This window comes from Desulfobotulus sapovorans DSM 2055 (genome assembly GCF_059569355.1).
The window spans coordinates 31960-58198 of sequence record NZ_JCANVJ010000008.1; the positions used below are offsets into that span (position 1 = coordinate 31960).

General features: G+C 54.2%; 22 protein-coding genes and 2 tRNA genes. 18 read left to right on the forward strand and 6 right to left on the reverse strand.

Annotation, left to right across the window (positions count from 1 at the left end; all coding sequences use genetic code 11):
* Nucleotides 1-58 precede the first annotated feature (58 nt).
* Entirely contained in the window at nt 59-346 is a 288-nt protein-coding gene (locus tag BR04_RS07965; RefSeq protein ID WP_496355471.1) for an FtsB family cell division protein, read from the reverse strand.
* Nucleotides 346-1911 (reverse strand): murein biosynthesis integral membrane protein MurJ, encoded by a 1566-nt coding sequence (gene murJ / locus BR04_RS07970; RefSeq protein ID WP_496355472.1) that lies wholly within the window; start codon nt 1909-1911, stop codon nt 346-348. Before murJ ends, BR04_RS07965 begins: the two co-directional genes overlap by 1 nt.
* A gap of 210 nt (nt 1912-2121) precedes the next feature.
* Between murJ and rpsT the strand changes: the two genes are divergently transcribed.
* Complete coding sequence (gene rpsT / locus BR04_RS07975; protein ID WP_496355473.1) at nt 2122-2385, forward strand: 30S ribosomal protein S20; 264 nt, start codon at nt 2122-2124, stop codon at nt 2383-2385.
* A 116-nt stretch (nt 2386-2501) separates the two neighbouring features.
* Here rpsT and lptE read toward each other — a convergent pair whose 3' ends face one another.
* The gene (gene lptE, locus BR04_RS07980) at nt 2502-3041 is read right to left on the reverse strand and encodes an LPS assembly lipoprotein LptE (protein ID WP_496355474.1); all 540 of its coding nucleotides are present in this window, start codon (nt 3039-3041) and stop codon (nt 2502-2504) included.
* A 116-nt stretch (nt 3042-3157) separates the two neighbouring features.
* A complete protein-coding gene (gene leuS, locus BR04_RS07985) occupies nt 3158-5746 on the reverse strand; it encodes a leucine--tRNA ligase (RefSeq protein WP_496355548.1) in 2589 nt (862 codons plus the stop codon).
* Between the two features lie 492 nt (nt 5747-6238).
* On the opposite strand from leuS, the gene BR04_RS07990 reads away from it, so the two are divergent.
* The 12 genes from BR04_RS07990 (at nt 6239) to BR04_RS08045 (ending at nt 20036) form a co-directional block, all read left to right on the forward strand.
* Nucleotides 6239-7702, forward strand: coding sequence for an Rne/Rng family ribonuclease (locus tag BR04_RS07990; protein WP_496355475.1), 1464 nt, complete (start codon nt 6239-6241; stop codon nt 7700-7702).
* A 257-nt stretch (nt 7703-7959) separates the two neighbouring features.
* The gene (locus BR04_RS07995) at nt 7960-8718 is read left to right on the forward strand and encodes a hypothetical protein (protein ID WP_496355476.1); all 759 of its coding nucleotides are present in this window, start codon (nt 7960-7962) and stop codon (nt 8716-8718) included.
* Between the two features lie 204 nt (nt 8719-8922).
* Entirely contained in the window at nt 8923-9246 is a 324-nt protein-coding gene (gene yajC / locus BR04_RS08000) for a preprotein translocase subunit YajC (RefSeq protein ID WP_496355477.1), read from the forward strand.
* Between the two features lie 245 nt (nt 9247-9491).
* A complete protein-coding gene (gene secD, locus BR04_RS08005) occupies nt 9492-11069 on the forward strand; it encodes a protein translocase subunit SecD (RefSeq protein ID WP_496355478.1) in 1578 nt (525 codons plus the stop codon).
* Nucleotides 11070-11086: 17 nt separating this feature from the next.
* The gene (secF, locus tag BR04_RS08010) at nt 11087-12145 is read left to right on the forward strand and encodes a protein translocase subunit SecF (RefSeq protein ID WP_496355479.1); all 1059 of its coding nucleotides are present in this window, start codon (nt 11087-11089) and stop codon (nt 12143-12145) included.
* 56 nt (nt 12146-12201) lie between these two features.
* Complete coding sequence (ybgF, locus tag BR04_RS08015; protein WP_496355480.1) at nt 12202-12888, forward strand: tol-pal system protein YbgF; 687 nt, start codon at nt 12202-12204, stop codon at nt 12886-12888.
* The gene (dprA, locus tag BR04_RS08020) at nt 12888-14009 is read left to right on the forward strand and encodes a DNA-processing protein DprA (protein WP_496355481.1); all 1122 of its coding nucleotides are present in this window, start codon (nt 12888-12890) and stop codon (nt 14007-14009) included. The genes ybgF and dprA overlap by 1 nt, the downstream gene beginning before the upstream one ends.
* Nucleotides 14010-14019: 10 nt before the next feature.
* A complete protein-coding gene (gene topA / locus BR04_RS08025) occupies nt 14020-16326 on the forward strand; it encodes a type I DNA topoisomerase (protein WP_496355482.1) in 2307 nt (768 codons plus the stop codon).
* A 211-nt stretch (nt 16327-16537) separates the two neighbouring features.
* Nucleotides 16538-17134 carry a TetR/AcrR family transcriptional regulator gene (locus tag BR04_RS08030; protein WP_496355483.1) on the forward strand — a complete coding sequence of 199 codons (597 nt, stop codon included), beginning with the start codon at nt 16538-16540 and terminating at the stop codon, nt 17132-17134.
* Between the two features lie 15 nt (nt 17135-17149).
* Nucleotides 17150-18223 carry a TRAP transporter substrate-binding protein gene (locus BR04_RS08035; protein WP_496355484.1) on the forward strand — a complete coding sequence of 358 codons (1074 nt, stop codon included), beginning with the start codon at nt 17150-17152 and terminating at the stop codon, nt 18221-18223.
* A 5-nt stretch (nt 18224-18228) separates the two neighbouring features.
* Nucleotides 18229-18747: a TRAP transporter small permease gene (locus tag BR04_RS08040; RefSeq protein WP_496355549.1), complete on the forward strand. Its 519-nt coding sequence runs from the start codon at nt 18229-18231 to the stop codon at nt 18745-18747.
* Entirely contained in the window at nt 18744-20036 is a 1293-nt protein-coding gene (locus tag BR04_RS08045) for a TRAP transporter large permease (protein WP_496355485.1), read from the forward strand. Before BR04_RS08040 ends, BR04_RS08045 begins: the two co-directional genes overlap by 4 nt.
* 644 nt (nt 20037-20680) lie before the next feature.
* Here BR04_RS08045 and BR04_RS08050 read toward each other — a convergent pair.
* Both BR04_RS08050 and BR04_RS08055 read right to left on the reverse strand, forming a co-directional pair.
* Nucleotides 20681-20767, reverse strand: a tRNA-Leu gene (locus tag BR04_RS08050).
* Nucleotides 20768-20825: 58 nt separating this feature from the next.
* A tRNA-Leu gene (locus BR04_RS08055) sits at nt 20826-20912 on the reverse strand.
* A gap of 188 nt (nt 20913-21100) precedes the next feature.
* Between BR04_RS08055 and BR04_RS08060 the strand changes: the two genes are divergently transcribed.
* The 5 genes from BR04_RS08060 to rsmB all read left to right on the forward strand — a co-directional run bounded on the left by BR04_RS08060 (nt 21101) and on the right by rsmB (nt 26236).
* Entirely contained in the window at nt 21101-22057 is a 957-nt protein-coding gene (locus BR04_RS08060; RefSeq protein ID WP_496355486.1) for a bifunctional riboflavin kinase/FAD synthetase, read from the forward strand.
* Entirely contained in the window at nt 22054-23154 is a 1101-nt protein-coding gene (locus tag BR04_RS08065) for a lysylphosphatidylglycerol synthase transmembrane domain-containing protein (RefSeq protein WP_496355487.1), read from the forward strand. The genes BR04_RS08060 and BR04_RS08065 overlap by 4 nt, the downstream gene beginning before the upstream one ends.
* Before the next feature lie 201 nt (nt 23155-23355).
* Entirely contained in the window at nt 23356-23871 is a 516-nt protein-coding gene (gene def / locus BR04_RS08070; RefSeq protein WP_496355488.1) for a peptide deformylase, read from the forward strand.
* Entirely contained in the window at nt 23871-24806 is a 936-nt protein-coding gene (fmt, locus tag BR04_RS08075) for a methionyl-tRNA formyltransferase (protein ID WP_496355489.1), read from the forward strand. Before def ends, fmt begins: the two co-directional genes overlap by 1 nt.
* A gap of 50 nt (nt 24807-24856) precedes the next feature.
* Complete coding sequence (gene rsmB, locus BR04_RS08080) at nt 24857-26236, forward strand: 16S rRNA (cytosine(967)-C(5))-methyltransferase RsmB (RefSeq protein ID WP_496355490.1); 1380 nt, start codon at nt 24857-24859, stop codon at nt 26234-26236.
* The last annotated feature ends 3 nt before the right edge of the window (nt 26237-26239 follow it).

Sequence of the window (26239 nt, forward strand, 5' to 3'; positions counted from 1 at the left end):
TTCAAAACCAGGGGAAAAAAGCATCTCCCCGTTTGCCTGAGTCCGGCATGGCACTGTTTCAGGGATCGGGCACCGTCTCTCCAAAACGATAGACAAGGGCATTGGCGGGTACCATACTCAGCTGCTCCCGGGCAACGGCATCAATATAGACCCAGTCCTCCTGAAGACGCAGAACTCTGCGGGAAAGGTTGCGGTTTTCCCTCTCCAGCGCCTCCTTTTCATGCAAGAGTCCCCGGTGCCTCTCCAGAAGGGCCTGATACTCCAGCCAGCCATCGGAACCCACGAGGGTACGGATACCCAGAATGCCCATGACTACCCACAGTCCGTAAAAAAGAATTTTCTGCATCACCTCCGCCTCCGTATCCAGCGCAGGGCCATGTTCAGTTCAGGACTTTTCAGCAAAAAGGCTCCCGCCCCGTACAGGCCTGCTCCCAGCAGTATTCCGGCCAGTACGCGCAGCCCCAGCCAGAGGCTGCCCTCCCCAAGCCGGGAGGCCAGGAAAAGATCCAGCCCCCGGACGGTCAGCCCCATGAGTACCGCATTGATGAGGGAACAAAGGATACTTCTGACAATGCCCCCTGAAAACAAGCCCGGAATCTTCCGGGAAAGCAGCCAGGCCAGAAGCGCAAAATTCACCATGGATCCCAGGCTGGTGGCAAGGGCCAGACCTCCATAGGAAAGGGGAAACATCAGGATCAGCGAAAACAGGATACCGGCTCCCAAAGACAGGCTGCCCACCAGTACCGGAGTGCGGGTATCCTGCATGGCATAAAAAACGGAAACAACAATCCGCACACAGGCAAAGGCCCAAAGCCCCACACTGTAATACATGAGAGCCGTGGCCGTACCTGCCACACTGGCAGCATCAAAGGCCCCCCTCTGAAAAAGAAGAGCCACCATGGGATGGGCAAGGGCCAGAAGTCCTGCCATGGCGGGAAGGTTGATAAACAGCATCCAGCGCAGGGCTTCGCCAAAGGTGTCCTTGAGATCCTCCATCCGGCCGGAAGCCGCCTGACGGGACAGGGTGGGAAGCACTGCCGTGGCAGCGGAAATACCGAAAATGGCCAGGGGAAACTGTACCAGACGATCCGCATAGTAAAGATAGGAAACACTGCCCGCTTCGAGAAAGGATGCCAGCAGGGTGCCGATGACAATACTGAGCTGGTAGACGGCTGCGCCGAAGATGGTGGGCAGCATGAGTTTTCCCACCTGCCGGACACCGGAATGCAGCCAGGGAGCTTTGCCCCTGAAACGGAAGCCCTTGCGCCAGAGCACGGGAAGCTGCATCAGAAGTTGAAAAAGTCCTCCCCCCAGAACCCCGATGGAAAGGGCCGTAACAGCCGGATGGATACGGGAAGCGAGGAGCCAGACGCTGAGGATCATGGCAAGGTTCAGCACCACAGGGGAAAGGGCAGGAACGGCAAAATGCCCGAGACTGTTGAGCATCCCCATGGCCAGGGCCACAAGACAGATGAAGAAGACATAGGGAAAGGTGATACGGGTCAGCCAGACGGTCAGGGCCATTTTATCCGGGGTATCCGCAAAGCCGGGGGCAATGACCTGGACAATGAGGGGGGCCGCCAGTACACCGACAAAGGTAAGAACAAGCAGCAGAAGCGCCAGAATGCGGAATGCGGAACGGGCAAAGGCAAAGGCCTCCTCCCGCCCATTGCAGGCCATTTCTGCATTGAAGACCGGGACAAAGGCCATGGACAGTGACCCTTCCGCCAGAAGCCGCCGCATGAGGTTGGGGATGCGGAAAGCCACAAAAAAAGCGTCCGCTGCTGTGGATACCCCGAAAAAAGCCGCGATTACCATATCCCGGACAAAGCCCAGAATACGGCTGAGAAGGGTGGCAGCACCCACCACACCCGCAGCCCTCAGCACCCGTCCCTTTTCCGATCTTCCCATAGTCCCCTCACCTCGCAGCCCTTGTTGTATGTCAAGGCCCTTCTTATCCCAGAAACGGGCCTGAGAAAAGCCCTGCTAAAGGCTCCGAAAGAAAAAAGATTTGACACTTCCATGAATTCGGTCTAGTTTTTGTTTTTTAGGAAAACACGAATCCTTACCGGTTTCGATCCCCATTACAAAATCAAAAAAAATGCAAAAAGGAGTATCGCTTTGGCAAACCATAAATCCGCCAAAAAACGGGCCAAACAGAATGAAGTCCGCAGAATACGCAACCGCAGTGTGAAGAGCCAGGTAAAAAATGCCATTACCAAACTTCGTGCCCTGGTAGAAAAAGATCCCGAAACCGCGGGTAAAACCTTGAATGAAACCAAGGCCATTATCAGCAAGGCTGCCAAAAAAGGGGTCATTCACACCAATACGGCCAGCCGTAAAATTTCCCGTCTTGCCCAGCTGATCAACAAAGTATCTGCCTGAAAAAAATCAGATCCTTCCGGATCTGTGAAATGCCGCCGTACAGAACGGGAACCCTTTCCTTTGATGAGGAAAGGGTTCCCGTTTTTTGTACTCCATGACCCCAACAGGATAAAAAATTAAAAATCATCCCCCATGCGCTGAACAAGGGTTTCCGCCATGCGCAGGGAAAGGGTTTCCAGGGCTTCCTGACGTCGGTTTTCCGTAGCCGCCTTGTCGCTGGCCACTCCGTGCACTTCCGATTCCTGCATCTCCCGCTGCCAGAGAACACGGCCCTCTGGAGACTTCAATACAAAAAAAACCGTAAGGGTCAAGCGCCTTTCAATATCCTGATCCGCAGCCGTACGGGCCAGGGCAGTCTGGGAAAGGGAACGGATTTCTCCCTCAAGCAGGGCATCCGCAGTCGTGATATCATCGGCAACCCGGCCCTGGGAACTGCGCATCAGCACATAGACCAGATCCTCGGTTAAACGTGACCCCAGCCCTGCCTCTCCGACCCTGTCCGTCATCTGGGAAACAAAAATCGCCTGCACCCCCTCGGGAAGACGACCTGACCCGGAAAAACCATATCCGCATCCGGCCATCATGCCGAAAAATAAAAACCATACTCCTGCCCTGAACAGGCCAAAGCGATGCATACCGCAGGCAAAGCTTACCATGGCAGATCTCCATTCTGAAAAGTTTCCATGCCCGCTGCAACAACCAGAAAAGACTCCGCATCCACCCCAGGGCCGGATGTCCTCAAAAGGACACCCGGGACTGTCCCTCTTCCCAATCAGGCCACCACAATATTCACAAGCTTACCCGGCACAAAAAGCACCTTTTTGATGGTCTTGCCCTCCATGAAACGGAGAGCCCCTTCCGAGGCCAGGGCCGCAGCCTTGATGGTTTCGGCATCCGCATCCGCAGGCAGGGTCACCCGATCCCTGAGCTTGCCGTTTACCTGCACCACAATCAGCACATTTTCCGCCTGCAGGGCATCCTCACGCCACTGGGGCCAGGATTTTTCCACAAGACGCCCTTCCCCTCCCAGGGCTTCCCAGATTTCTTCCGTAAAATGGGGGGCCACTGGAGCCAGCATAAAACAAAGAGATTCCAGGAGGTGACGTGCCACTCCGGCATGTTCCAGCTCTCCCCCCTTTTCGCCAGCCGCAAAAACCGCATTGACCAGCTCCATCACCGCGCTGATGGCCGTATTGAAATGAAAACGGTCGATATCCTCAGCCACCTTTTTCAGCGTCTGGTGGGTTCTGCGGAAAATATCCCTGTCCGCCTGAGCAAGATCGGAAAGGGAACCCTCATAGGGCAAAACCTCAGCCGCCCTGTCCTGATACCGCAGCACCAGCCGCCAGACCCGGTTGATGAAACGGAAAGACCCTTCAACGCCTGTGTCGCTCCATTCCAGATCCCTTTCAGGGGGGGCCGCAAACAGGCAGAAAAGCCGTGTGGTATCTGCACCGTAGCGATCCAGCAGCATGGCAGGATCCACCACGTTGCGCTTGGACTTGCTCATTTTCTCCACACGTCCCACGGTAACGGGACTCTGGCATTTGACACAAAAGGGGGTTTCCTGACCGAAGTCCACTTCTTCGGGATAAAGAAAACCATGTACGGGGCAGGTGGTGGTTTCCTTGCAGACCATGCCCTGGGTGAGGAGATTGGTGAAGGGTTCCTTGAAATCCACAAGCCCTTCAGCTTCCAGCACACGGGTAAAGTATCGGGAGTACAAAAGGTGCATGACCGCATGTTCCACGCCGCCGATATACTGATCCACGGGCATCCAGTAGCGCACCGCTTCCCTGTCAAAAATCCCCTTGTCGCAGCGGGGACTGCAGTAGCGCAGAAAATACCAGCTGGATTCCACAAAGGTGTCCATGGTGTCCGTATCCCGTCTGGCCTTTTTGCCACACTTCGGACAGTCCACCTCGTAGAAGGAGGCCAGGGCCGCCAGGGGGGAACCGCCATTTTCAAGAAGTGCCGCATCTTCGGGAAGGCGTACGGGAAGATCGGACTCGGGTACGGGGACAATACCGCAGGATTCGCAATGAATCATGGGAATAGGACTCCCCCAGTAACGCTGGCGGGAAATTCCCCAGTCCCGCAGACGAAAACGCTCCGCCTTTTCCCCCGCATCGCGGGATTCCAGCCAGTCTGCAATGACATCCTTTGCCGCCCCATTGTCCATGCCGTCAAATATACCGGAGTTCACCAGCCTGCCCGGCCCTGTCCAGGCTTCGGTCAGGGTGGAAGGCTCCAGTGACGCGCCATCGGGCTGGATCACCAGCAGACGCTCCAGGCCGTAACGGATCGCAAAATCAAAATCCCGCTGGTCATGGGCCGGAACTCCCATGACCGCACCGGTACCGTATTCCATAAGAACAAAATTACCGGCATAGATGGGAACGCTTTTACCATTGACGGGGTTTACGGCATAGGCACCAAGGAAGACCCCCTCCTTTTCCGCCGTTTCAATGGCCTTGGCTGTCCGTTCCTGACGGGCCATTTTTTCAAGAAAAGCGGTGACTTCGGAGGCTTCTGGCCTGCCTGCGGCAAGCACTGTTACCAGGGGATGCTCCGGCGCAAGACAGACAAAACTCACCCCGCAGACCGTATCCGGCCTTGTGGTGAACACGTCCAGCCCCTCTTCCCGGCCTTCGATGCCAAAACGGATACGGGCTCCCGTGGATTTACCGATCCAGTTTTTCTGCATGGTGGTGACCTTTTCCGGCCATCCGGGTAAGCGGTCGCAGTGATCCAGCAGATCCTGGGCAAAATCTGTAATGCGGAAGTACCACTGCCAGAGTTTCTTCTGACGGACTTCCTTGCCGCAGCGCCAGCAGGCTCCGTCTTCCACCTGCTCATTGGCGAGAACCGTACCGCAGGGTTCGCACCAGTTGACAAAGGACTCCTTGCGATACACCATGCCTTTTTCAAACATACGGGTAAAAAGCCACTGCTCCCAGCGATAGTATTCCGGTGTGCAGGTGGCAGTTTCCCGATCCCAGTCATAGCTGAAACCCAGAAGTTTCAGCTGCTTCCGCATGGCTGCAATGTTATCGTAGGTCCAGGCAGCAGGATGGGTCTTGTTCTGAAGGGCCGCATTTTCAGCGGGCATCCCGAAGGCATCCCAGCCCATGGGATGCAGGACATTGAACCCCCGCATACGCTTATAGCGGGCCACCACGTCACCGATGGTGTAGTTGCGCACATGGCCCATATGAATCTTGCCAGAAGGATAGGGGAACATTTCAAGAAGGTAGTATTTGGGTTTTTCCCTGTCTTCCCGGACATGAAAAACGCCTTCCGCATCCCAGCGCTGCTGCCATTTTTTTTCAATATCCGCAGGATTGTACGTTTCAGACAACATGACCCTGTCCTCCGCTTCGGTATGTGGGGCGGCAGTGCCGCTGCAATGATTCTGTCAAAATGCCCGATCCAGAACAACAAATGCTGTGCATGCCACAAAGGGAATAAAATGGCAAGAAAGACCCCTTTCATAAAAAAATCTTTTTACGCCCCCCTTGGGCCTATCAAAAAAAACATTGACGTTAAAAAAACAATTGCATACAAGCAAACAAAAGTGTTCCGATCCAGCCTGTCTATCATATGAGGATGCGCCCACCACTTTTTCCCTTCCCTGAAAAGATGCGACCCGCCCTGACTGTACATCTCAAAGAAGAAGGGCCTGAAGATTTTTTCCGGACAGAGACAGGTTGTTTGCCTGATACCTTCTTCTCCCCATACGGGAAGGATGCGGGCATGTCAGGTGATTTCTGGTGTGCATCCCAATAACAACCCCATGTGAAAGGCTCCATTCCTCCCCAGAATTTTAATTTTCGGGACGAATTACTACTTTATGAGCGTAAAAATCCTGATCAATGCCGTTGACGCCGAAGAATGTCGTATTGCAACGGTCATCGACAACCGGCTTGAAGATTTTGTCCTTGAAACCACAGCCCGGGAAATCACCCAGGGCAATATTTACAAAGCCATCATCAGCCATGTGGAGCCCAGCCTTCAGGCCGTCTTTGTCGACTATGGTGCGGAACGCAATGGTTTCTTACAGTTTCAGGAAATCCATACGGATTATTTCCAGGAATGTCCCTCCGGCAAACGCAACATCAAAGACCTCATCAAAAAAGGCCAGGAAGTCATTGTCCAGGTGACCAAGGATCCTGTCATGAAAAAAGGCGCCATGCTCACCACCTTCCTTTCCCTCCCGGGACGGCATCTGGTGCTCATGCCCGGTTCCACCAACAAAGGAATTTCCCGAAAAATCGAGGAAGAGGAAGAACGCAAACGCCTCAAGGATCTGCTTGAAAAACTGACCCTGCCCGAAGGCTTTGGGGCCATTATCCGCACCGCAGGTAAGAGCTGCACCAAAACCATGCTCACCAAGGATCTCAATTACCTGCTTCGTCTGTGGAAAGACATCAATGAAAAGGCCATGGAGGCCGAAAGCCCCTCCCTGCTCTACCGGGAACAGAACCTCGCCCTCCGTGCCATCCGGGACACCCTGACGCCTGAGGTCACGGAGGTGCTCATTGACAATGCGGAAGCCTACAGGGAAATCAAACAATTCGTGGAACTCATCGCCCCCAAGCAGAGCAAGTGCATCAAGCACTACAAGGGCGAAAAACCCATTTTCACCAAACATCAGCTGGAAGAACAGATCGGCACTATTTTTGAATCCCGGGTTTCCCTCAAATCCGGCGGATCCATTGTCATTGATCAGACCGAGGCCCTGGTTTCCATTGATGTGAACTCCGGAAAAGCCACCCAGAAAGGCTCCATTGAAGAAACCGCCTTTCAGACCAATCTGGAGGCCGCTGAAGAAATTGCCCGTCAGCTCCGTATCCGGGATCTTGGCGGACTCTTTGTCATTGATTTCATTGATATGCGGGATGCCAAGCACAGGGCGGCTGTGGAAAAACTGCTCAAGGAAGAACTTAAAAAGGACAAAGCCCGCACCAAGGTGGGAAAAGTTTCCCAGTTCGGGCTTCTTGAGATGAGCCGCCAGCGCCTGCGTCCTTCCATCAGTTTTGGCAGTCTGGTTCCCTGTCCCCACTGTGCCGGACGGGGGCTTACCTTTTCCACGGACAGTCTGGCTCTGACCTTTTTACGCAAACTCCGTCTGGAAACCCTGAAACCGGATATCAAAACCATCCGGGCCATACTGCCACCCGACGTGGCCCTCTATGTGCTGAACCGGAAACGCTCCGAGCTTCTGGAGATTGAACAGCGCCGGGGACTCAGTATTCTCATTGAATCCAATGCCACCATGATTCCCGGAAATTCCGAAATACTCTGCGCCCCCTGACCCTGTTCCGTATCCAAAAGGATTCCACCACAACGCAAGAACTCAAAAAGAGGGGAACCTGAACAGTCCAAAGGTTTCTTGCCAAACGCATAAAAATGTGATGAACCCTTGCATGGATATGGGTTCACAGGTGATAAAGAGTCAATGCGGGTCTCAGATTTATAGCGGGTCTCAGATTTATAAAGGTCGATAGTTTCAATAAGGTCAAGTGTCCATGAAGATCGTGCCATAACCCCGAAGCCCCTGAGGAGATGCACATGCTTCGAAATCGTTTTCCCCGAGTTTCCCAACGCATGGGCCTTTCCCTGCTCATGCTCGCCATGACCCTGACCCTGGGAGTCATTTACCTTGCCATCCGTCCGGAGTCCCCGCCTGCGGAAAAGCCCAGGGAAACCGTCTCTGCCCAGAGAACGGAGATGAAACCTGGCCGCACCATTGAATTCGGGAACACTGAGCAGGAAGAAGACGCCGAAAGTATGGATCAGCGCAAAAAACGCTACGGCATTCTTGACAGCGTGGACATGATTGTCACTTCCGATGAAAGTGTCCGGGTGGGTGGCGAGACGCTGGTCATGCGGGATTTCGAAGAAAAAGACGCCCTCAGCAGGGGGGGTATTGTCACCCTGCCCCTTGAAGATGGAAACATCAAAACACCATCAAAGAGCTACGGCATCCATGTGGTTCGTCCCAAAGACAATATCTGGACAATCCATTTCCGTATTCTCAGAGAATACCTCGCATCCCGGGGAATCCTGCTGCCCCTTTCCGCCGACCAGCCCGATCCTGAAGGGCACAGTTCCGGTGTCGGAAAGGTGCTGAAATTTTCCGAACGGATGGTGCGGATCTACAATATGAAGGAAAAACAGTTTGCAGAAAACATTCACATCATTCATCCCTTTGAAAAAATAATCATTTACAACCTTGAAGAGATGCGGGAACTTCTGGACACCCTGACCCAGGAAAACGTGGATCGCATTCGTTTTGACGGCGAAAACCTCTGGATTTCCGCCGAATAGGCCTGCGGGTACACGTCAAAAAGAAAGCCCCATGACAAGGTCTTAATTGACGGGGCCAGGTATTTCTTTTATATGCTGTCTACTGAATCACCGCTGAAGGGGCAGAGATCCAACACCATCCTTAGAGGATGGGACTTTCTGCCTGCCATATCAGCCAGACCTGTTCACATGAAAAATAACGTATTACCCCTTAAGGAGGAACCCTTGATCGGACTTGCTTATGCCATGGGAGAAGTCGGCGGCCAGGGAGCACAGGGTGGCGGTTTCATGTCCCTTATTCCGCTCCTGCTCATGTTTGTCATTTTCTATTTTCTTCTCATCCGTCCCCAGCAGAAAAAAGCCAAGGAACACCGGGAGCTGATTACGAACCTCAAAAAAGGGGATCGTATCATTACCTCCGGCGGACTTTACGGTACCGTAACCGGCCTGGATGACAATACCCTTACCCTTGAAATTGCAGAAAAAGTGCGTGTCAAAGTGGTTCGGGCCAATGTGGTGGGATTTGCAGGCAAATCCAGCGCAGAATAGCGTTTGCAGCCATGGCTTCCCGGTTAGCGGACACACCTTCTGCATACAAAAAAGAAGCGCTTTGAGAACTGCACCGCAAGGATGCGTGCAGATCGGAAAACCGGGATCCCCAGAGCAGATAGCCGGGAATACGCCGTATCCGTCGTCAGCTCACAAAAAATCACGTTTTCAGACATACAACGGTGGCGCTGTGATTTCCTGAAGCGCCACCCCACTTTTTCCTGCCACCGGAAAGGATTTGGGCCTTGAATATACGTTCATGGAGATTCTATGCCGTTTGTGTGGCGCTGGTCATCGCCACCGTCTATATCATGCCGACATTGAATCCCGGCCTGTGGCCATATAAAACCATCAATCTGGGGCTGGATCTGCAAGGGGGCATGCACCTTGTACTGGAAGTCCAGGTGGAAGAGGCGCTGGAAAGCACACTGGAACGCCGCACCTATGAACTGCGGGATCAGATGCGCAGGGATCGCATCCGCTACAGCTCCGTTCGTCGCGCTCCAGACGGCAGTATTGCTGTCCGCCTTGCCGATGCCACAGATGCAGACAAACTGTCCGCCTTTCATCAAAAGGAGTTCCCGGATCTGGACATGAAGCGCGTCACCGTGGATGACGAAGCGGAATTCCGTTTCTCCATCCCCCCGGAAGAGCGTGTCAGAATCCGGAAAATGGCAACGGATCAGGCCCTGGAAACCATCCGCAACCGCATTGACCAGTTTGGTGTCAATGAACCGGATATCCGTGTACAGGGGGAAAAACGTCTCCTGATTCAGCTTCCCGGCATTGATAACCCGGAAAGAGCCAAGGATCTCATCGGAAAAACGGCCCTTCTTGAATTCAAGATTGTGGACGACAGTTATAATGTTCAGGACGCCATCAAGGGATCGGCACCTCCGGGAACGGAAATTCTCTATGAGATCCGGAGAGATGCTTCTGGGATTGAAACAGGGCGCATTCCCTATCTTGTCAAAAAACGGGCCGTCCTGACCGGTGCCTCCCTTACGGACGCCAGGGTACAGATTGACTCCCGCTTCAACGAACCCTATGTCTCCATTGATTTTGATAAAAAGGGCGCACGCCAGTTTGATCGCATCACCGGAGACAATATCCACAAGCGTATGGCCATTGTGCTGGATAACAATGTCTATTCCGCCCCCGTTATCCAGGATCGCATCTCCGGCGGCAGTGCCCGTATTACAGGCAGCTTCTCCCTTGAAGGTGCCCACGATCTGGCCATTGTGCTCCGGGCCGGTGCCCTGCCTGCACCCGTAAAAATCATTGAAGAACGTACCGTAGGCCCCACCCTGGGAGCCGAATCCATCCAAAAGGGTATCCTGTCCATGCTGGTGGGCAGTGGTCTGGTCATTCTTTTTATGGCGTTTTACTACAAAGGGGCCGGTATCATCGCCAACGTGGCCCTGATGCTGAACATTCTCTTTATCGGAGCGGCCCTGGCCGCCTTTGGTGCCACCCTCACCCTGCCCGGCATTGCGGGGATGGTGCTGACCCTGGGCATGGCCGTGGACGCCAATGTCCTCATCTTTGAACGCATACGCGAGGAACTCCGACTGGGACGCTCCCCTGTTGCAGCCATTCATGCGGGTTTTGATCGTGCGACCCTGACCATTCTGGACGCCAATATCACAACCCTTCTTGCGGCTCTGGTACTTTTCCAGTTTGGTACAGGACCGGTCAAGGGCTTTGCCGTCACCCTCTCTCTTGGGGTGCTTTCCAGTATGTTCACGGCCCTTGTGATGGTGCGCATGATCTTTGACTTCCTCTATGGCCGTAAAGCCAGGGTGACCCAACTCAGCATCTAAGAAGGAGACGGCTTTCCATGCAGCTCATCAAACCCGGAACCAGCTTTGACTTCATTGGCAAACGGAAAGCAGCCTTTGCCCTTTCTGCTGCCATGATTCTCTTCAGCCTCTTTTCCCTGATTCTCCACAAAGGCCCCCGCTATGGCGTCGATTTTGCCGGGGGCACCCAGGTCCTTGTGGCTTTCCAGCAAAAAGTGGATACCGCAAAGGTGAGAACAGCATTGGAAGGTATGGGGCTCAGCCATGCAACCCTCCAGGAATCGCAGGAGAATCAGACCCACCTGCTCCAGATTCGTACCATACAGGCCCTGAATGCTGAATCGGGTATCCTGGCCATCCTGCCCCAAAAACTCCATGAGGCTACGGGATTTCCGGCGGAAATTCTCAGCGTGGATGTGGTCGGCCCCCAGGTCAGCCAGGATCTCAGATCCCAGGCCCTTTATGCCCTTTTCTATGCACTTCTGTTTATTATGGTTTACATCTCCGGGCGTTTTGAGATGAAATGGCTGCTCAGCGGTGCTGTGGCAGGGCTTTTCATCGGTGTCGTCTATCTTTTGCCCCAGATTGTGGAAAGCATCTTCAGTATCAGCCTGCCCGTTCCCATGCTTATTCTTGCGGCCCTTTTCCTTACCCTCATGGTCTTCTGGAAACTGGGGCTGGCCTATGCCATGGGGGCGGCCATTGCCCTGGTGCATGACGTCATTATCACCATAGGTCTGTTTTCCGTTCTGGATATTGAGTTTAACCTGCCCATCATTGCCGCCATTCTCACCATTATCGGCTATTCCCTGAACGACACCATCATCGTTTTTGACAGGGTGCGGGAAAACCTCAGCGCCAGAGGCAAAAAAAGTTTTGCGGCCCTGATCAACCTGAGTATCAACGAAACCCTGAGCCGAACCCTGCTCACCTCGGGAACCACGCTGCTGGTTCTCCTTGCCCTCTTTTTCCTGGGGGGAGGAATTATCCATGATTTTTCCAGGGCTCTGCTCGTGGGTATTGTTGTCGGCACCTATTCCTCCATCTTTATCGCCTGTCCTATACTGCTGTTCTGGCAGAAAAAACAGGCGATCTGATACGGCCCCTTGCGCCCGGCCTGTCCCACAGGCCGGGCAGCTTCAGGAGGTTCCCTATGCCCATGTTCACAGGGATGCAAGCCATCCGGATTATCACTGGAATCCTATGCCTCTCTTCCATTCTCATGGCCTGTGCTTCCCATCAGCCCGATCCCAACGCCACCCGTATCACCACCATGGAAAGCCAGATTGCACGAAATGAAGAGGCCATTGCCGACCTTTCCCAGCGGCTTTCCGTTTTGCAGTTCATGGTGGATGGACATGAACGTACCCTGCGAACCGCCCCTGCCCCTTCTCCGCCCGCTGTACCCCAAACTTCCCAGGCTCCTGCGTCCTCTCCTGCTCCGGTCAGTCCGGCCCTTCTCCCCCAGGAACCCGGACAGCTCTATGAACTGGCCTTTGCAACCCTGCAAAAACGGGAATATGACAAAGCGGCCGCCCTGTTCCGCAGACTGGCAGATTCCTTCCCGGATCATACCCTTGCGGACAATGCCCTCTACTGGCTGGGAGAATGCCATTATGCCCGCAAGGACTACAAAGCGGCCATTGAAACCTTTGAAGAGGTGCTGACCCGGTATCCCCGAGGTGGCAAGGCTCCGGATGCCCTCCTGAAAAATGCCTTTTCCCGGATCAATACCGGGGATAAGGACGGCGGGCGCACCATACTGCGGCAGCTGATCCGGGATTATCCCTTCACCGATGCCGCAGCCAAGGCTGAAACCCGACTGAAAAATCTTTTCTGATGCAGACGCCTGCGCCCCTTTTTCCCCAACCGCCTTCCATCCTGCCCTGGCTCAAATTGCAGGCGGTTTCCGGTATCGGGCCTTTACGTTTTTCAAAACTGATGGCAGCATTTGGAAATCCCGATGCGGCTTTCAGGGCTTCCACCGAAACTCTTTGCAGAATCGCCGGTATTTCTCCGCACATCGCACAAAATATGAAAGCTGCGGCCCGCCTGCCCGATTCCCCCTTTCTCCGGGAAATGGCGCTTGCACAGGCCCACAATGTCCAGATCATCGGACTCGGTATGCCGGGCTACCCCGAACTTCTGGCACAAATACCCGATCCCCCTCCCGTACTCTATGTCAAGGGAACTCTGCCCCGGGATGCCGTCGCCGTTGCCGTGATCGGATCGCGAAATGCGACACGCTACGGAAAAGACAACGCCTTTTCCATTGCTGCGGATCTTGCAAAGGCTGGGGTGGTCGTGGTCAGCGGCCTCGCCCGGGGCATTGACACGGCAGCCCATGAAGGCACCCTGAGTGCGGGGGGGCAGACCCTTGCCATCATGGGCTGCGGACTCAGCCATGTCTATCCCGGAGAGAACCGCCCCCTCAGCCGCTGCATTGAAGCTTCCGGTGCGCTGGTTTCTCCCTTTTCCATGGAAACCCCACCCGATGCCCCCAATTTTCCAGCACGTAACCGCATTATTTCCGGTCTCTGCCTGGGAACGGCCGTCATTGAAGCGGCGGATCGCAGTGGTTCCCTCATCACCGCCCGCCTGGCCGCAGAACAGGGAAGGGAAGTCTTTGCCCTGCCCGGAAACGTGCGTTCCATGAAAAGTGCGGGTACCCACCGCCTGCTCCGGGAAGGGGCCTGCCTTGTGGAAAAAGCAGAGGATATTCTTAATGAATTAAACATTGTGCAGTACAAAAAAGAACGTCCGGATCCACAGCCCCCTGAAAATTCTCTTGCATTGACAGAAACAACCGTGCTTAAAGCTCTTGACGCCTATCCGATTCACATTGATACCTTGAGCATCAGGACAGGCATGGCAGCGGGTCCTCTTTCCGCCACTCTTTTCGCCCTTGAACTCCAGGGAAAGGTGGTTCAGCACCCTGGAAAATATTTCGTAAAACCATGAAGGATGCACCGTGAGCAAACCTCTTGTCATTGTCGAATCCCCCACCAAAGTCAGAACCCTCAAAAAATACATCGGAGACCGGTACAACGTCACAGCCACCTCCGGACACATCCGGGATCTGCCGCCCCGTGAAATGGGCATAGACATTGAAAACGGCTTTGCTCCCCAGTATCAGACCATCAAGGGCAAGCAGAACATCATCAAATCCCTGAAGGCTGCGGCGGAAAATGCCAGTGATATCTATCTGGCTCCTGACCCGGATCGTGAAGGAGAAGCCATTGCCTTTCATACGGCGGAGGTTCTCAAAAAAAAGGGACGGCGCTTTCACCGGGTTCTTTTCCATGAGCTGACCCAGAATGGTATCGAAGAAGCCCTGAAAAACCCGAAAGAACTGAATCTGAACCGCTATGATGCCCAGCAGACCCGCCGCATCCTGGATCGGCTGGTCGGCTACCAGATTTCTCCCCTCCTCTGGAAAAAGGTGCAGGGCGGACTTTCCGCAGGTCGTGTGCAATCCGTTTCCGTACGCATCATCTGTGACCGGGAACGCCAGATCCAGGCCTTCATCCCCCAGGAATACTGGAGCATTACCGCAGAACTGCTTTCCGCAGCCAGTCCCCTGCATTTCGAAGCCAAACTGAACCGCAGGGCTGGTGAAAAAATTGAGATTCCGGATGAAACAAGCACGCAGTCCATCCTGAAAGACCTGGAGAATGTCGTCTATCGGGTGGACAAGGTGGTGAAAAAAACCACAAAACGCAATCCCCTTCCCCCCTTCACCACTTCCAAGCTCCAGCAGGAAGCCATCCGGAAACTGCGTTTTTCCGCCCAGAAAACCATGATTGTGGCCCAGCAGCTCTATGAAGGTCTGGATCTGGGCCCAGGTGAGCCGGTGGGTCTGATCACCTATATGCGTACGGACTCCACACGTATCGCCGCAGAAGCGGCCCATGAAGCCATCGAGCATGTCCGTACCCACTTTGGTGAGGCCTTTGCCGCATCGGAACCACGGGCCTTTCAGAACCGCAACAAGGCCCAGGATGCCCATGAGGCCATCCGTCCCACTTCCGTGGCCCATACACCGGAAAAGGTGCGCCCCTTCCTCGACAAGGATCAGTTTGCCCTGTATGAGCTGATCTGGAAACGCTTTGTGGCCTCCCAGATGAGCGAAGCCCGCATCAACCAGGTGAATGTGGGTATCCTTGCCGGAAACTATGGGTTTTCCGTGTCCGGATCCACCATTGCCTTTGCAGGCTTCATGCGTCTCTATATTGCATCGGAGGAAGGCGGTGAGAAGGAAGAAAAAAAACAGAACCTGCCGGATCTGAAGGAAGGGGAGATTCTCGACTGCAAGGGACTCACCCCAAGACAGCATTTCACCCAGCCGCCCCCCCGTTTTTCCGAAGCCTCCCTCGTCAAGGAGCTGGAGGAAAACGGTATCGGACGTCCCAGTACCTACGCCACCATCCTGTCCACCATCCGGAACAAGGGATATGTGGAAATGGTGAACCGCTACTTCAGGCCGAGTGAGCTGGGGTTTATCGTCAATGATCTGCTGGTCACCAGTTTCCCGGATGTCCTCGATGTGGAATTCACGGCAAAACTGGAAAATGACCTCGACCGGGTTGAAAGCTCAGAAGTGAATGCCCTGAATATACTTCAGAATTTTTATACCCCCTTTCATGACAAACTGGAGTCCGCCAAAAAAGACATGCAAAGCATCAAAGGGGTGGGCATTCCAACGGAAATGACCTGCCCTGAATGCGGCAAGGGCATCCTCCACGTCAAAGTGGGAAAAAACGGCCCCTTTATCGCATGCAGTGCCTATCCGGACTGTCATTTTTCCAGAAACTACGAACGGGATGAAAAGGGAGGTATCCGTCTTGTGGAGCCGGATGTGGATATCGCAGAGGGTCAGGTCTGTGATAAGTGCCAGCGGCCCATGCTGGTGAAACAGGGACGTTTCGGTACCTTTCTGGCCTGTAGCGGTTATCCCGAGTGTAAAAACACCAGCAACCTGAACGCCGTTGCCCCCGCAGGTGGAAACGGCACGGGGGTTGGCTGTCCTGAAACGGGCTGCACGGGTGAAATTGTGGAAAAAAAATCCCGAAGGGGCAAGGTCTTTTACGGCTGTAACCGCTACCCTGAATGCAGTTTTGCCCTCTGGGATAAACCCGTACCCGAAACCTGTCCGGACTGTTCTCATCCCTTTCTCGTTGAAAAAACAAGCAAAAAACTTGGACTTCACCTCAAATGTCCTGCTGAGGGCTGCACCTACACCCGCATCCTTCCCGAGTCGGGCGAAAAAGGAAGCTGACCCCTTCCTGCCCCCCCCCAAAAAAAATAGATTCTGAACCTCTTTTATCCCCGCATATGCGGGGATTTTGCTTTCCGGTTTTTCCCTGCATGGATTTCCCCTTTCCCCTCTTTTTTTCAGAAGTTTCCCTGACTGTCATTGACAAAGCGGGAGCAGGGATGCTAAGTGCCCCCATCAATGACCATCGGTCAAAAAATGAATAAGGGTCATCATGGCGAACAAGCAGCAGATCAAATCACGACAAACCCAGGAAGAACTCATGGCCGCAGCCGTGAAAATCTTTGGAGAAAAGGGTTATACCGCCGCAACCATCTCGGAGATCACGGAAAAAGCAGGCTATGCCAAGGGCAATTTCTACCGTTACTGGAAAAGCAAGGATGCCCTCTTTCTCGATATCATGCAGGCCAGCATGCAGCAGCACCGGGAAGAACGCAAGGCCCACCTTGAAGCCGCAAAGGACGGAGAAAGCACCCTCAATGTTCTGGTCGATTTTCTGGAAACCATGATTGCGGATGATGAATGGGCCAAAATATTTCTGGAATTCACCGTGCACGGCTCCGGAGATCCGGAAATTCGGGAACATCTGGATACGGGGATCTACAGATTGTCCAGTGACCTTTTTGCAGAAATTCTTTCACCCTACGCCAGAGATTTTGACGGACTCCGGAAACTGGGAGCCCTTGTCATCGCACTTTTTGAGGGTTTTCTCATCCAGAGACGCATGGGCAGCCGGGTTCTTTCCCTTAAGGATCTGCGCGAAGCCATCCTGTCCCTGGGGCGCCCCCTCTTCATATCCCCATCATCCTGAAAAAGGAGAGTCTTCATGCGCTTTTTTTCCCTCGTCAGTACCGGTCTTGTACTGGGGCTTCTTGCCATGACGCGGCTGGCTTCCGCCAATGCTGCCCTGGAAGCCTTCAAACCTGCCTTTAATCCTGAAACGGCCAGCTACCGCTGCATTGTCTCCAATGTTTCCCATCCGGTCATCAAAGGGGTTTCCGCAGGTTTTGTACTCCGGGATCGGCTCTGGGAAAAAACCGGAGGAAAAATTTATGTGGATTTCAAGCCCCTTTCCCTGCTTGGCGGAGAGGTGGAGGTGCTCAACCTTCTTCAGATGGGTGCCATACAGGGCATGGGAGTCAGTTCTGTGGCTGCAACCAACCTCGGCCCCCGTTTCGGGATTGTCAACCTTCCCTTTCTTGTGGATTCCTTTGAGCAACTGGAGCGTTTCGTTCAATCCGGCCCCCTCTTTGCCCACTTCCTGAAAGCCATGGAACATCAGGGGATTGTGGGACTGGACATCACCGCTTACGGAAGTTACGGCTGGGCCAGCACCCAGCCCATCACCACCCTGGCCCAGGCCCGCCCCGCACGCTTCCGCATTGCCGAAGCCGCCGTGAACCAGCTCCTCTACCGGGAATGGGGGCTGCGTCCCGTGGTCATGCCCTGGCCCGATGTCCCAGTGGCCCTGCGTCAGGGAGTTATCAATGCCCTGGATCATACGCCTACGGTCTGCAATATTACCAAAAAATTTGAGGTGGCCCGCCACTTCACCCAGATCAACTACGCCCAGGGACTTTTCATCTGGATCTTCAATCAGGCCTGGCTGAACAGCCTCCCCGAGGATCTGAGAACCGTTTTCACAGAAACCGTTAAGGAAGTCGCCGCAGAAATCCGTAAAGAAGCCAAAACCCAGGAAGAAACGGAAATCCAGAAAGCCAAAGAAGGCGGGGTGCTCTTCCACACGCTTCCGGAAAACGAAATGGCAGAACTGAAATCCCGTGGCATAAAGGTTCATGAACGCTATAAAAATGAAATCAACCGCCTGTATCCCAGTGATACCTACAGGCCGGAAGACTACCTTCTGGAGGTACAGACCTACCTGGGGTACACACCGTGAAGCGTATGGGATACCTGCTCCTGAAACTGGAAGAATGGAGTCTTTTTATCGCTGTCATGGCAGCCCTGGTGGGACTTTTCGCGTCTGTCATCCTGCGCTACGGTTTCCACATCACCTTTGCCGGAGCCGATGAACTGGTTCGCAACACCATTATCTACACCACCTTTGTGGGACTTTCCGTGGCCATACGCAAGGACAAGCTGATCCGCGTCGATGCCCTGGCCCAGATCTTTCCCCGGCTCCAGCGCCTGCTCGCCCTGATCAGCCTCCTTGCCGTTCTGCTCTTTGCCTTCATGCTGCTGCGCTTCGGGGGAGAACTTGCATGGATGATGTTCCGGACAGGCCAGTCCAGCATTATCTGGAATATGCCCCTGTGGGTGCTTTACGCCATCCTGCCCTTATCCGGGCTGCTCATGGTGTTGCGGACAGGAGAGCAGCTCTGGCGGGTCTGGCAGGATGAGGGAATCACAGCTGAAAACGCCAGAAACGAAAGCGCCGGAACGGAGCGCCCGAGGAAGATATGACCACACCGGATCTCATCCTGCTCCTGATCCTGCTGGGAGCCATGGCTGCCTATATTCCCGTATTTATCTGCCTTGTTTTTGCGGCTCTTGGAGGATTTTTTCTTTTTACGGAAATGCCTCTGCTGCTGGTCTTTCAGACCCTGCTGCGAAGCCTTGACAACTTTGCGCTGGTGGTGGTGCTCTTTTTCATCCTCTGTGGAAATGTCATGACCTCCGGAAAGATCGTGGAAAAACTTATCCGCATTGCCCAGGCCTTTGTGGGCTTTCTGCCCGGCGGGCTGGGCATGGCGGGGGTTGTGGCCTGCGCTTTTTTCGGAGCCATTTCCGGCTCCACGGTAGCCACTGTCGTGGCCATCGGCGGGTTCATGATTCCTGCCCTGAAAGCCCACGGATATCCGGAGCGCTATGCTGTGGGCGTCATGACCACAGCTCCCAATCTGGGGGTGATCATCCCCCCCAGTATCGGCATGATCCTCTACAGCATGATCAGCAATGTTTCTCTTGAAGGACTCTTTCTGACAGGCTTTCTGCCTGGTATCCTCATCACCCTGGGGACCTGTCTGTATACGGCCTGGATTTTCCGCAACAACAAAGATCTGCATACCCGCCGCATGGATGGCAGAGAAATTCTGGCAGCCCTGAAAGATGGGATATGGGCACTTCTGCTGCCCGTGATTATTTTCGGCGGGATCTTTTCCGGTATGTTTACGGCCAATGAAGCGGCGGTGGTGGCTTCTGCCTATGCCATCCTTGTCGAAATGTTCATCCACAGATCCATGGATTTCAAACGACTGAAGCATGTGGTGGTGGATTCCGCCGTTACCTCAGCCACCCTCCTCATCATTGTGGCGGGTGCCACGGTTTTCGGACGGTACATGACCCTGCAAAACATTCCGGGACGTATCACGGAAGCTGTTCTTGCCGGGGTCAGCTCGCCAGAAGCCCTCCTGCTGCTCATGAACATCCTGCTGCTCTTCGTGGGGATGTTCATGGACATTATTTCCGCCACGCTGATCCTCGGCCCGGTCCTGCTACCCATTATCCTGCACTACGGTATTGATCCCCTGCATTTCGGACTCATCCTGACCGTCAATCTGGCCTTGGGCTACTGCACTCCGCCCGTAGGGGTCAGTCTTTTTATTACAGGTTCCGTTGCGGGAAAAAATCTCATGTACATGTCCAGGGCCGTAATGCCCTTCCTTGCCATTCAGGTTCTGGTACTGCTTCTGATCAGTTATTTTCCCGCTGCAGTGCTCTGGCTTCCAAAAATCTTCGGATACATCCCCTGAACGCACACAAGGGCATGACCTGCATGCCCTTGTGCTGCAAAGGTATTCAAACGAATTTTCAATCATATTAAAAGCTTAGATCAGCTATCGTTCCCATGCTCCAGCGTGGAAACGATGGAGTCACTGCTGTATGGATAAACAGTACGGCTGTTCTCACCTCTGAGGAAAAGGGCATGGGAACAAAGGCAATACCTGAGACGACATGGCTGCGTCACGGTTCATCTTCTGTTTTTTTAAGGAAGGTTCAGCAACAGGAAAAAGGCAAAGGGAAATGGGGAACATCCCAACGACTGTGCCGGGGGGCATATTCCTGTAGTCCTGTGAGGGATCGGATGGTATTCCGGGGGATAAAAAAGGAAGCATCAGAATGATTGCTGGGGAGGGGGAAAAAGGGTGTCCAGATATAATGCCGAGAATCATTGAGGGATGTAGAAGAGGGTTTTGCCTTCATTAAGAAATCCTGGTTAAAACATGACCCTGCAAAAGCAGGTTTTTGATGCACAAACAGACCCAAATAAAAAACCGGATTGCTTTTTTTCCTAACTCAAGGTTTCAAGAATCCATTTGGATTCATAAGCGCACTCCGCACCACCCGAATTATTCAAAAGCAAATCCAGCCTGAAAAGCCTGTTCTCTTTCTGATATGGTACCGAAGGGGAGACTCGAACTCCCACGGACTTGCGTCCACTAGACCCTGAACCTAGCGTGTCTACCAATTCCACCACTTCGGCGTAAAACAGTGTGCAAGGAACTACAGCCTGCATCAAAACTTGTCAAGTACTTTCTGTCTGGTACCGAAGGGGAGACTCGAACTCCCACGGACTTGCGTCCACTAGACCCTGAACCTAGCGTGTCTACCAATTCCACCACTTCGGCATTTTACTGAAATTTCAAGACTTTCAATGAAGAAAAAAGTCAGGAGAAAGTCTATTGACCTCAGCAACGCGACGTTTTATATAGCCCTCAGTTTGTGGTGTCAAGGAGAAAAATTTAAAAGACAGGATGCAAAACACAAAGAGCCGGGAAATTTCCCCGAAGCTTTTGGAAGAGGAAGCCACCAGGATATGCAAGTTATTGACCATATTTCACAAATCGTCCGTCCCTTCCCCAGGGCCGTTGTCACTCTGGGGAATTTTGACGGGGTACATAAAGGCCATACGGCACTCTTTGAGCATGTCCGGAAACAGGCCGATACCCTCGGGGGAACCGCTGTTGCCCTCACCTTCGATCCCCATCCCCTTCTTGTGGTCAGACCGGATCGCCGTCCTCCCCTCATTACACTGAGGGAACAGAAAATCGAGCTGATCACGGCATCCGGACTTCTCGATGCCCTGCTGGTACTGCCCTTTGACAAGGCCTTTGCCAGCATACCCGCAAAGGATTTCATCTGTGACCTCCTCATCCGCACCATTGGCATGGAGGCCATCGTGGTGGGGCCGGACTACGCCTTTGGCAAAAACCGGGAAGGCAATATCGGCCTGCTCCGGGAGATGGGAAAAGAACTGGGCTTTGAGGTGATCACGCCGGACTGGATCAAACCGGAAAACATGGAAGAACGTATCAGCAGTACCCGTATCCGGGAAGTTGTGGCTTCGGGGGATGTGGAAAGTGCTGTGCCCATGCTGGGACGCTTCTATCAGGTTCGGGGAGAGGTTGAACCGGGACGCCAGCGGGGGGGCAGACTTCTCGGCTTTCCCACAGCCAACATCAGGCTTCAGGATGAACTCTGTCCGGCCACGGGTGTCTATGCCATTAGCGTGGAAAGCCCCCTCGGAAAGCACCTCGGCGTGGCCAATATCGGATACAGTCCCACCTTTGAGGACAATATCTTCACCGTAGAAGCCCATATCCTCGACTTCTCCGGAGATCTCTATGGACAGAAAATCCGCATCAATTTCATCCAGCGTCTGCGGGGAGAACAGAAATTTTCCGGGATTGAGGCCCTTTCCGCCCAAATCCAGAAAGATATTGAACGGGCAAGGCAGCTTTTTGCCACGAAAGGACTGACCCCGACTCCATGAAAAAAAAACAGCGTCTGGGTCTTTTTCTTGCTCTTCCCATCTCTCTGGGAGCCTTGTACCTGGCCCTGCGCCATGCACCGCTTGGGGAAGTTCTGGCCTATTTTCAGAACATGAATCCGGTCTGGATTCTTCCGGCTGTTTTTTTCTGCGTGCTGGGCTTTGTTTTCAGAGCCTGGCGCTGGCAGAGTCTTCTGGCCCACCATAAACAGGTTTCCTTTTTTTCCGCCTTTCATCCCATGATGATCGGTTTCATGCTGAACAGTATCCTTCCGGGCCGCATCGGAGAAATCGTCCGCCCCATGCTTTTTGCCAGGAAACAGGCCCTTCCCTTTGCCACCAGCCTTTCCAGCATCGCAGCCGAAAGGGTACTGGATCTTGGCGTGCTGCTGGGACTTCTCGCCTTTGTTTTTCACTTCATGGATCTGGGAGAAGTAACGGAGGTGCTGCATGTGGGAGACTACCAGTTGAGCAGCACCATGCTCCTTGCCATCGCAACCCGGATGGCCTGGCTCTGCCTGATCCTGACCCTTATCATCTTCTGCCTGCTTGTCCCCTCCCTGCGGGAGCTTGGCAAAAAGGGACTGCGAACCTTTGTCAAATATTTTCCTTTTATTTCAAACAATTTCCGTCACAGCCTCACAAACCGCCTGCTGCCTCTGGTGGAAGGCCTTGTGGATCAGGTGGCCTCAGGATTCGAAGGACTCCGGAATCCCTCAAGACTCCTTTCCTGTCTTCTGCTGTCCCTCACCATCTGGCTGATGCAGGTACTGCCCTACTGGTTTCTTGCCCAGGGCAGCCCTGGGATTCCGGTAAATTTCCTCCAGCTCATTGCCGTCATGGTGCTGGTCAATTTTTTCATTGCAATCCCCTCGGTTCCAGGCTTCTGGGGAATCTGGGAAGCGGGAGTGGTCTTCTCCCTGGCTCTTTTTGGTTTCCGCAACGCGGATGCCGCAGGCTACGCCCTGCTCAGCCATGTGGTGCTCATGTTCCCCGTTATCCTGGTGGGGCTGGTATCCGCCCTTGTCACGGGATTCCGGTTTTCATCGGACACCCGCACCCTGAAAGCCCTGCAGGAGATGGACGCCAAAACACCCTGAAACACCTTTTTCCTGCAAGTCCCGAAATATGACGCAGGTTTTTCTTTTCATTTCCTGCCCATGAACTATAATCCACGATTGCCCCAGAGCCTGACCGGGTCTTTTGGGGCCTTTTTCCGTTATGAAAAGAACAGGGCCACCCTGTTTTGATTTCCATGACCGTCTGCCTGCAAAAAAACGGTCTTTCATGAAAGGTATACCATGGCCACACGTACCATCCTGACCTATCCCGATCCTTTTCTGAAACAGCCCACCCGGCCCGTAACGGATTTCGGACAGAGCCTTCAGGATCTGCTACAGGATATGGCGGACACCATGTACGAGGCTCCTGGCGTGGGCCTTGCCGCCAACCAGATCGGAGAAGCCCTGAGCCTTCTGATTTATGATCCCGATGCGGATCCTGAAAAACGGGAATTCCGGGTTCTGGCCAACCCCAGACTCCTGGAGGCAGAAGGCAGTTTTTCCTCGGAAAATGAGGGCTGCCTCAGCGTTCCGGAATTCAGGGCGGACGTCAAACGCCATGCCCGGATCACGGTGGAAGCCCAGAACGAAAAAGGTGAGTCCATACGTCTCGATCTGGAAGACTTTGAGGCGGTGATTGTGCAGCATGAAATGGATCACCTTGCCGGCATTCTTTTCATCGACCGTATCAGTCCCCTGAAACGCGGTCTCTACGCCAAGCGCGTGGCCAAGCAGATGCGCAGGGAGGGCCTCTGATGGCCCTGAACATCGTCTTCATGGGAACTCCGGCCTTTGCCCTCCCTCCCCTCCACGCGCTGGTCACGGCCGGGCACCACATTCTGGCCGTCTATACCCAGCCGGACAAGCCCCAGGGCAGAGGCAAAAAAATTCAGGCTCCGCCGGTCAAGGAAGCAGCTCTTTCCCTGGGCCTTCCCGTTTTCCAGCCCCTGTCCATGAAAACGGAAAGCATTCATGAGGCCCTTCTGGCCCTGAACCCCGACGTCTTCGTGGTGGTTGCCTATGGACATATCCTGCCCCAGAGGCTTCTCGATATCCCGCCTCTGGGTTCTGTCAATATCCATGCCTCCCTTCTGCCCCGGTACAGGGGGGCAGCCCCCATCCAGTGGGCTGTGGCCCGTGGAGAAAGCAGAACCGGCATCAGCACCATGAAAATGGATGCGGGTATGGATACAGGAGATATTCTCCTCCAGAAGGCCCTTCCCATTGAAAAACGGGATACGGCTGCGGATGTGCATGACAAACTGTCCCTTCTGGGGGCGGAGCTGATCGTGGAAACCCTGGAAAGCCTGGAACAGAAACGCATTCAGCCCATCCCCCAGAACCCGGACGAAGCCAGTTATGCCCCCCTCCTCAAAAAGGAAGATGGTCGTATCCCCTGGCATCTTTCCGCAACCGCCATTGACGCCCATGTACGGGGCATGACGCCCTGGCCCGGTGCCTTTACCCGGATGGACGACAAGATTTTAAAAATTTTTGATGTCTTTCCCGTATCCTGCGATGAAAAGGCTTCTCCCGGAACCGTGCTGAAGGCTTCGCCCACAACCCTCATGGTTGCGGCAGGCCAGGGCGCCATCCTTGTCAACAGCCTCCAGGGGCCTTCGGGAAAACGCCTGTCCGCCGCAGATTTTCTGCGGGGAAAACCCATTATACCGGGTACGATACTGACATAAGCAGACCCTCTCACGCTCCATCCCAAGCCGAAAACAGCATAAGGAACTTCATGCAAAGCGACGCCAGAACAATTGCCCTTCAGGTGCTGATCAAAATCCAGGCCCGCCGCCTGCCCCTGGATCTTGTCATCGAGGATTTTCAAGGAGCCATCAATGCCATGGATCCCAAAGACCGGCGTCTCATGAATGCCATTGTCTACGGTGTGCTGCGCTGGCGCAGCCGTCTGGACAGGGTCATCGCCGAAAGCTCCCGGACACCCATGCACAAAATTGAACCCAAAATCCGGGATATCCTCCGCATTGCCATCTTCCAGCTGATTTACCTGGACAGGGTTCCCGAATCCGCAGCCATCCACACGGCGGTGGAACTCACCAAGAGCATCAGCAGCACACGGGGGGCTCCCGGTTTTGTCAATGGCGTCCTGCGCAATGTCCAGAAGGTATGGCGTACCATCTATGACCCCCCCGCAGGCACGCCCACCCTGCAACGTCTGGCCTGGAAACAGGCCATACCCGAATGGATGCTGGAGCGCTGGATCGCACGCTTTGGAGAGGAAAGGCTGGAAGATCTGGCCCAGTCCGTAAACCGCATCCCCTCCATGACCCTGCGGATCAATACCCTGCGCACGGACATGCCCACCATGATGGATCTGCTCAAGGAGAGGGTACAGGACGTCCAGGCCAATCCCTGGATGGAGAACGCCCTGGACTTTGACCATCCCGATGGGGCCATCGACCGTCTTCCCGGATTCCGGGATGGCTTTTTCCAGATCCAGGACGCTGCAGCCCAACTGGTCACGCTGCTCCTGGGGCCCCGCAGCGGAGAACGTATTCTGGACGCCTGTGCCGGTTATGGCGGAAAAACGGGCCATATTGCCCAGATCATGCAGAACAAGGGAGAAATCATCGCCGCAGATATCAGCGCACCGAAACTGATGCGTCTGGGGCATGAAATGACCCGCCTCGGTATTCATACGGTCAAAACCCAGGCCCTGGATCTGACCCGGGACAAAGACATCATGAACCTTGGCCGCTTTGACCGCATTCTTCTGGATGCGCCCTGTTCCGGCATGGGGGTCATCCGGAGAAATCCGGACATCAAATGGAACCGGGAGCCAGACGGCTTCGGCCATTTCGCCCAGCGCCAGGCCCGGCTCCTCCACACCCTTGCCGGTCTTCTCAAACCGGGAGGCCTCATGGTCTATGCGGTTTGTTCCACAGAGCCGGAAGAAACCACAGAGGTAATCGATACTTTCCTCAGCGCCCATCCGGAGATGCAGCGGGAAAAACCGGGAGTCCATTTTCCCGCACAGGCCGAAGGGCTCATCACGGAAAAGGGAGATTTCATGCCCTGGAAAGCGACCTTTGAGCTGGACGGCTTTTTTGCCACCGCCCTGAGAAAAACAGGACGGCGTAAGGTCATTGCCTGAATG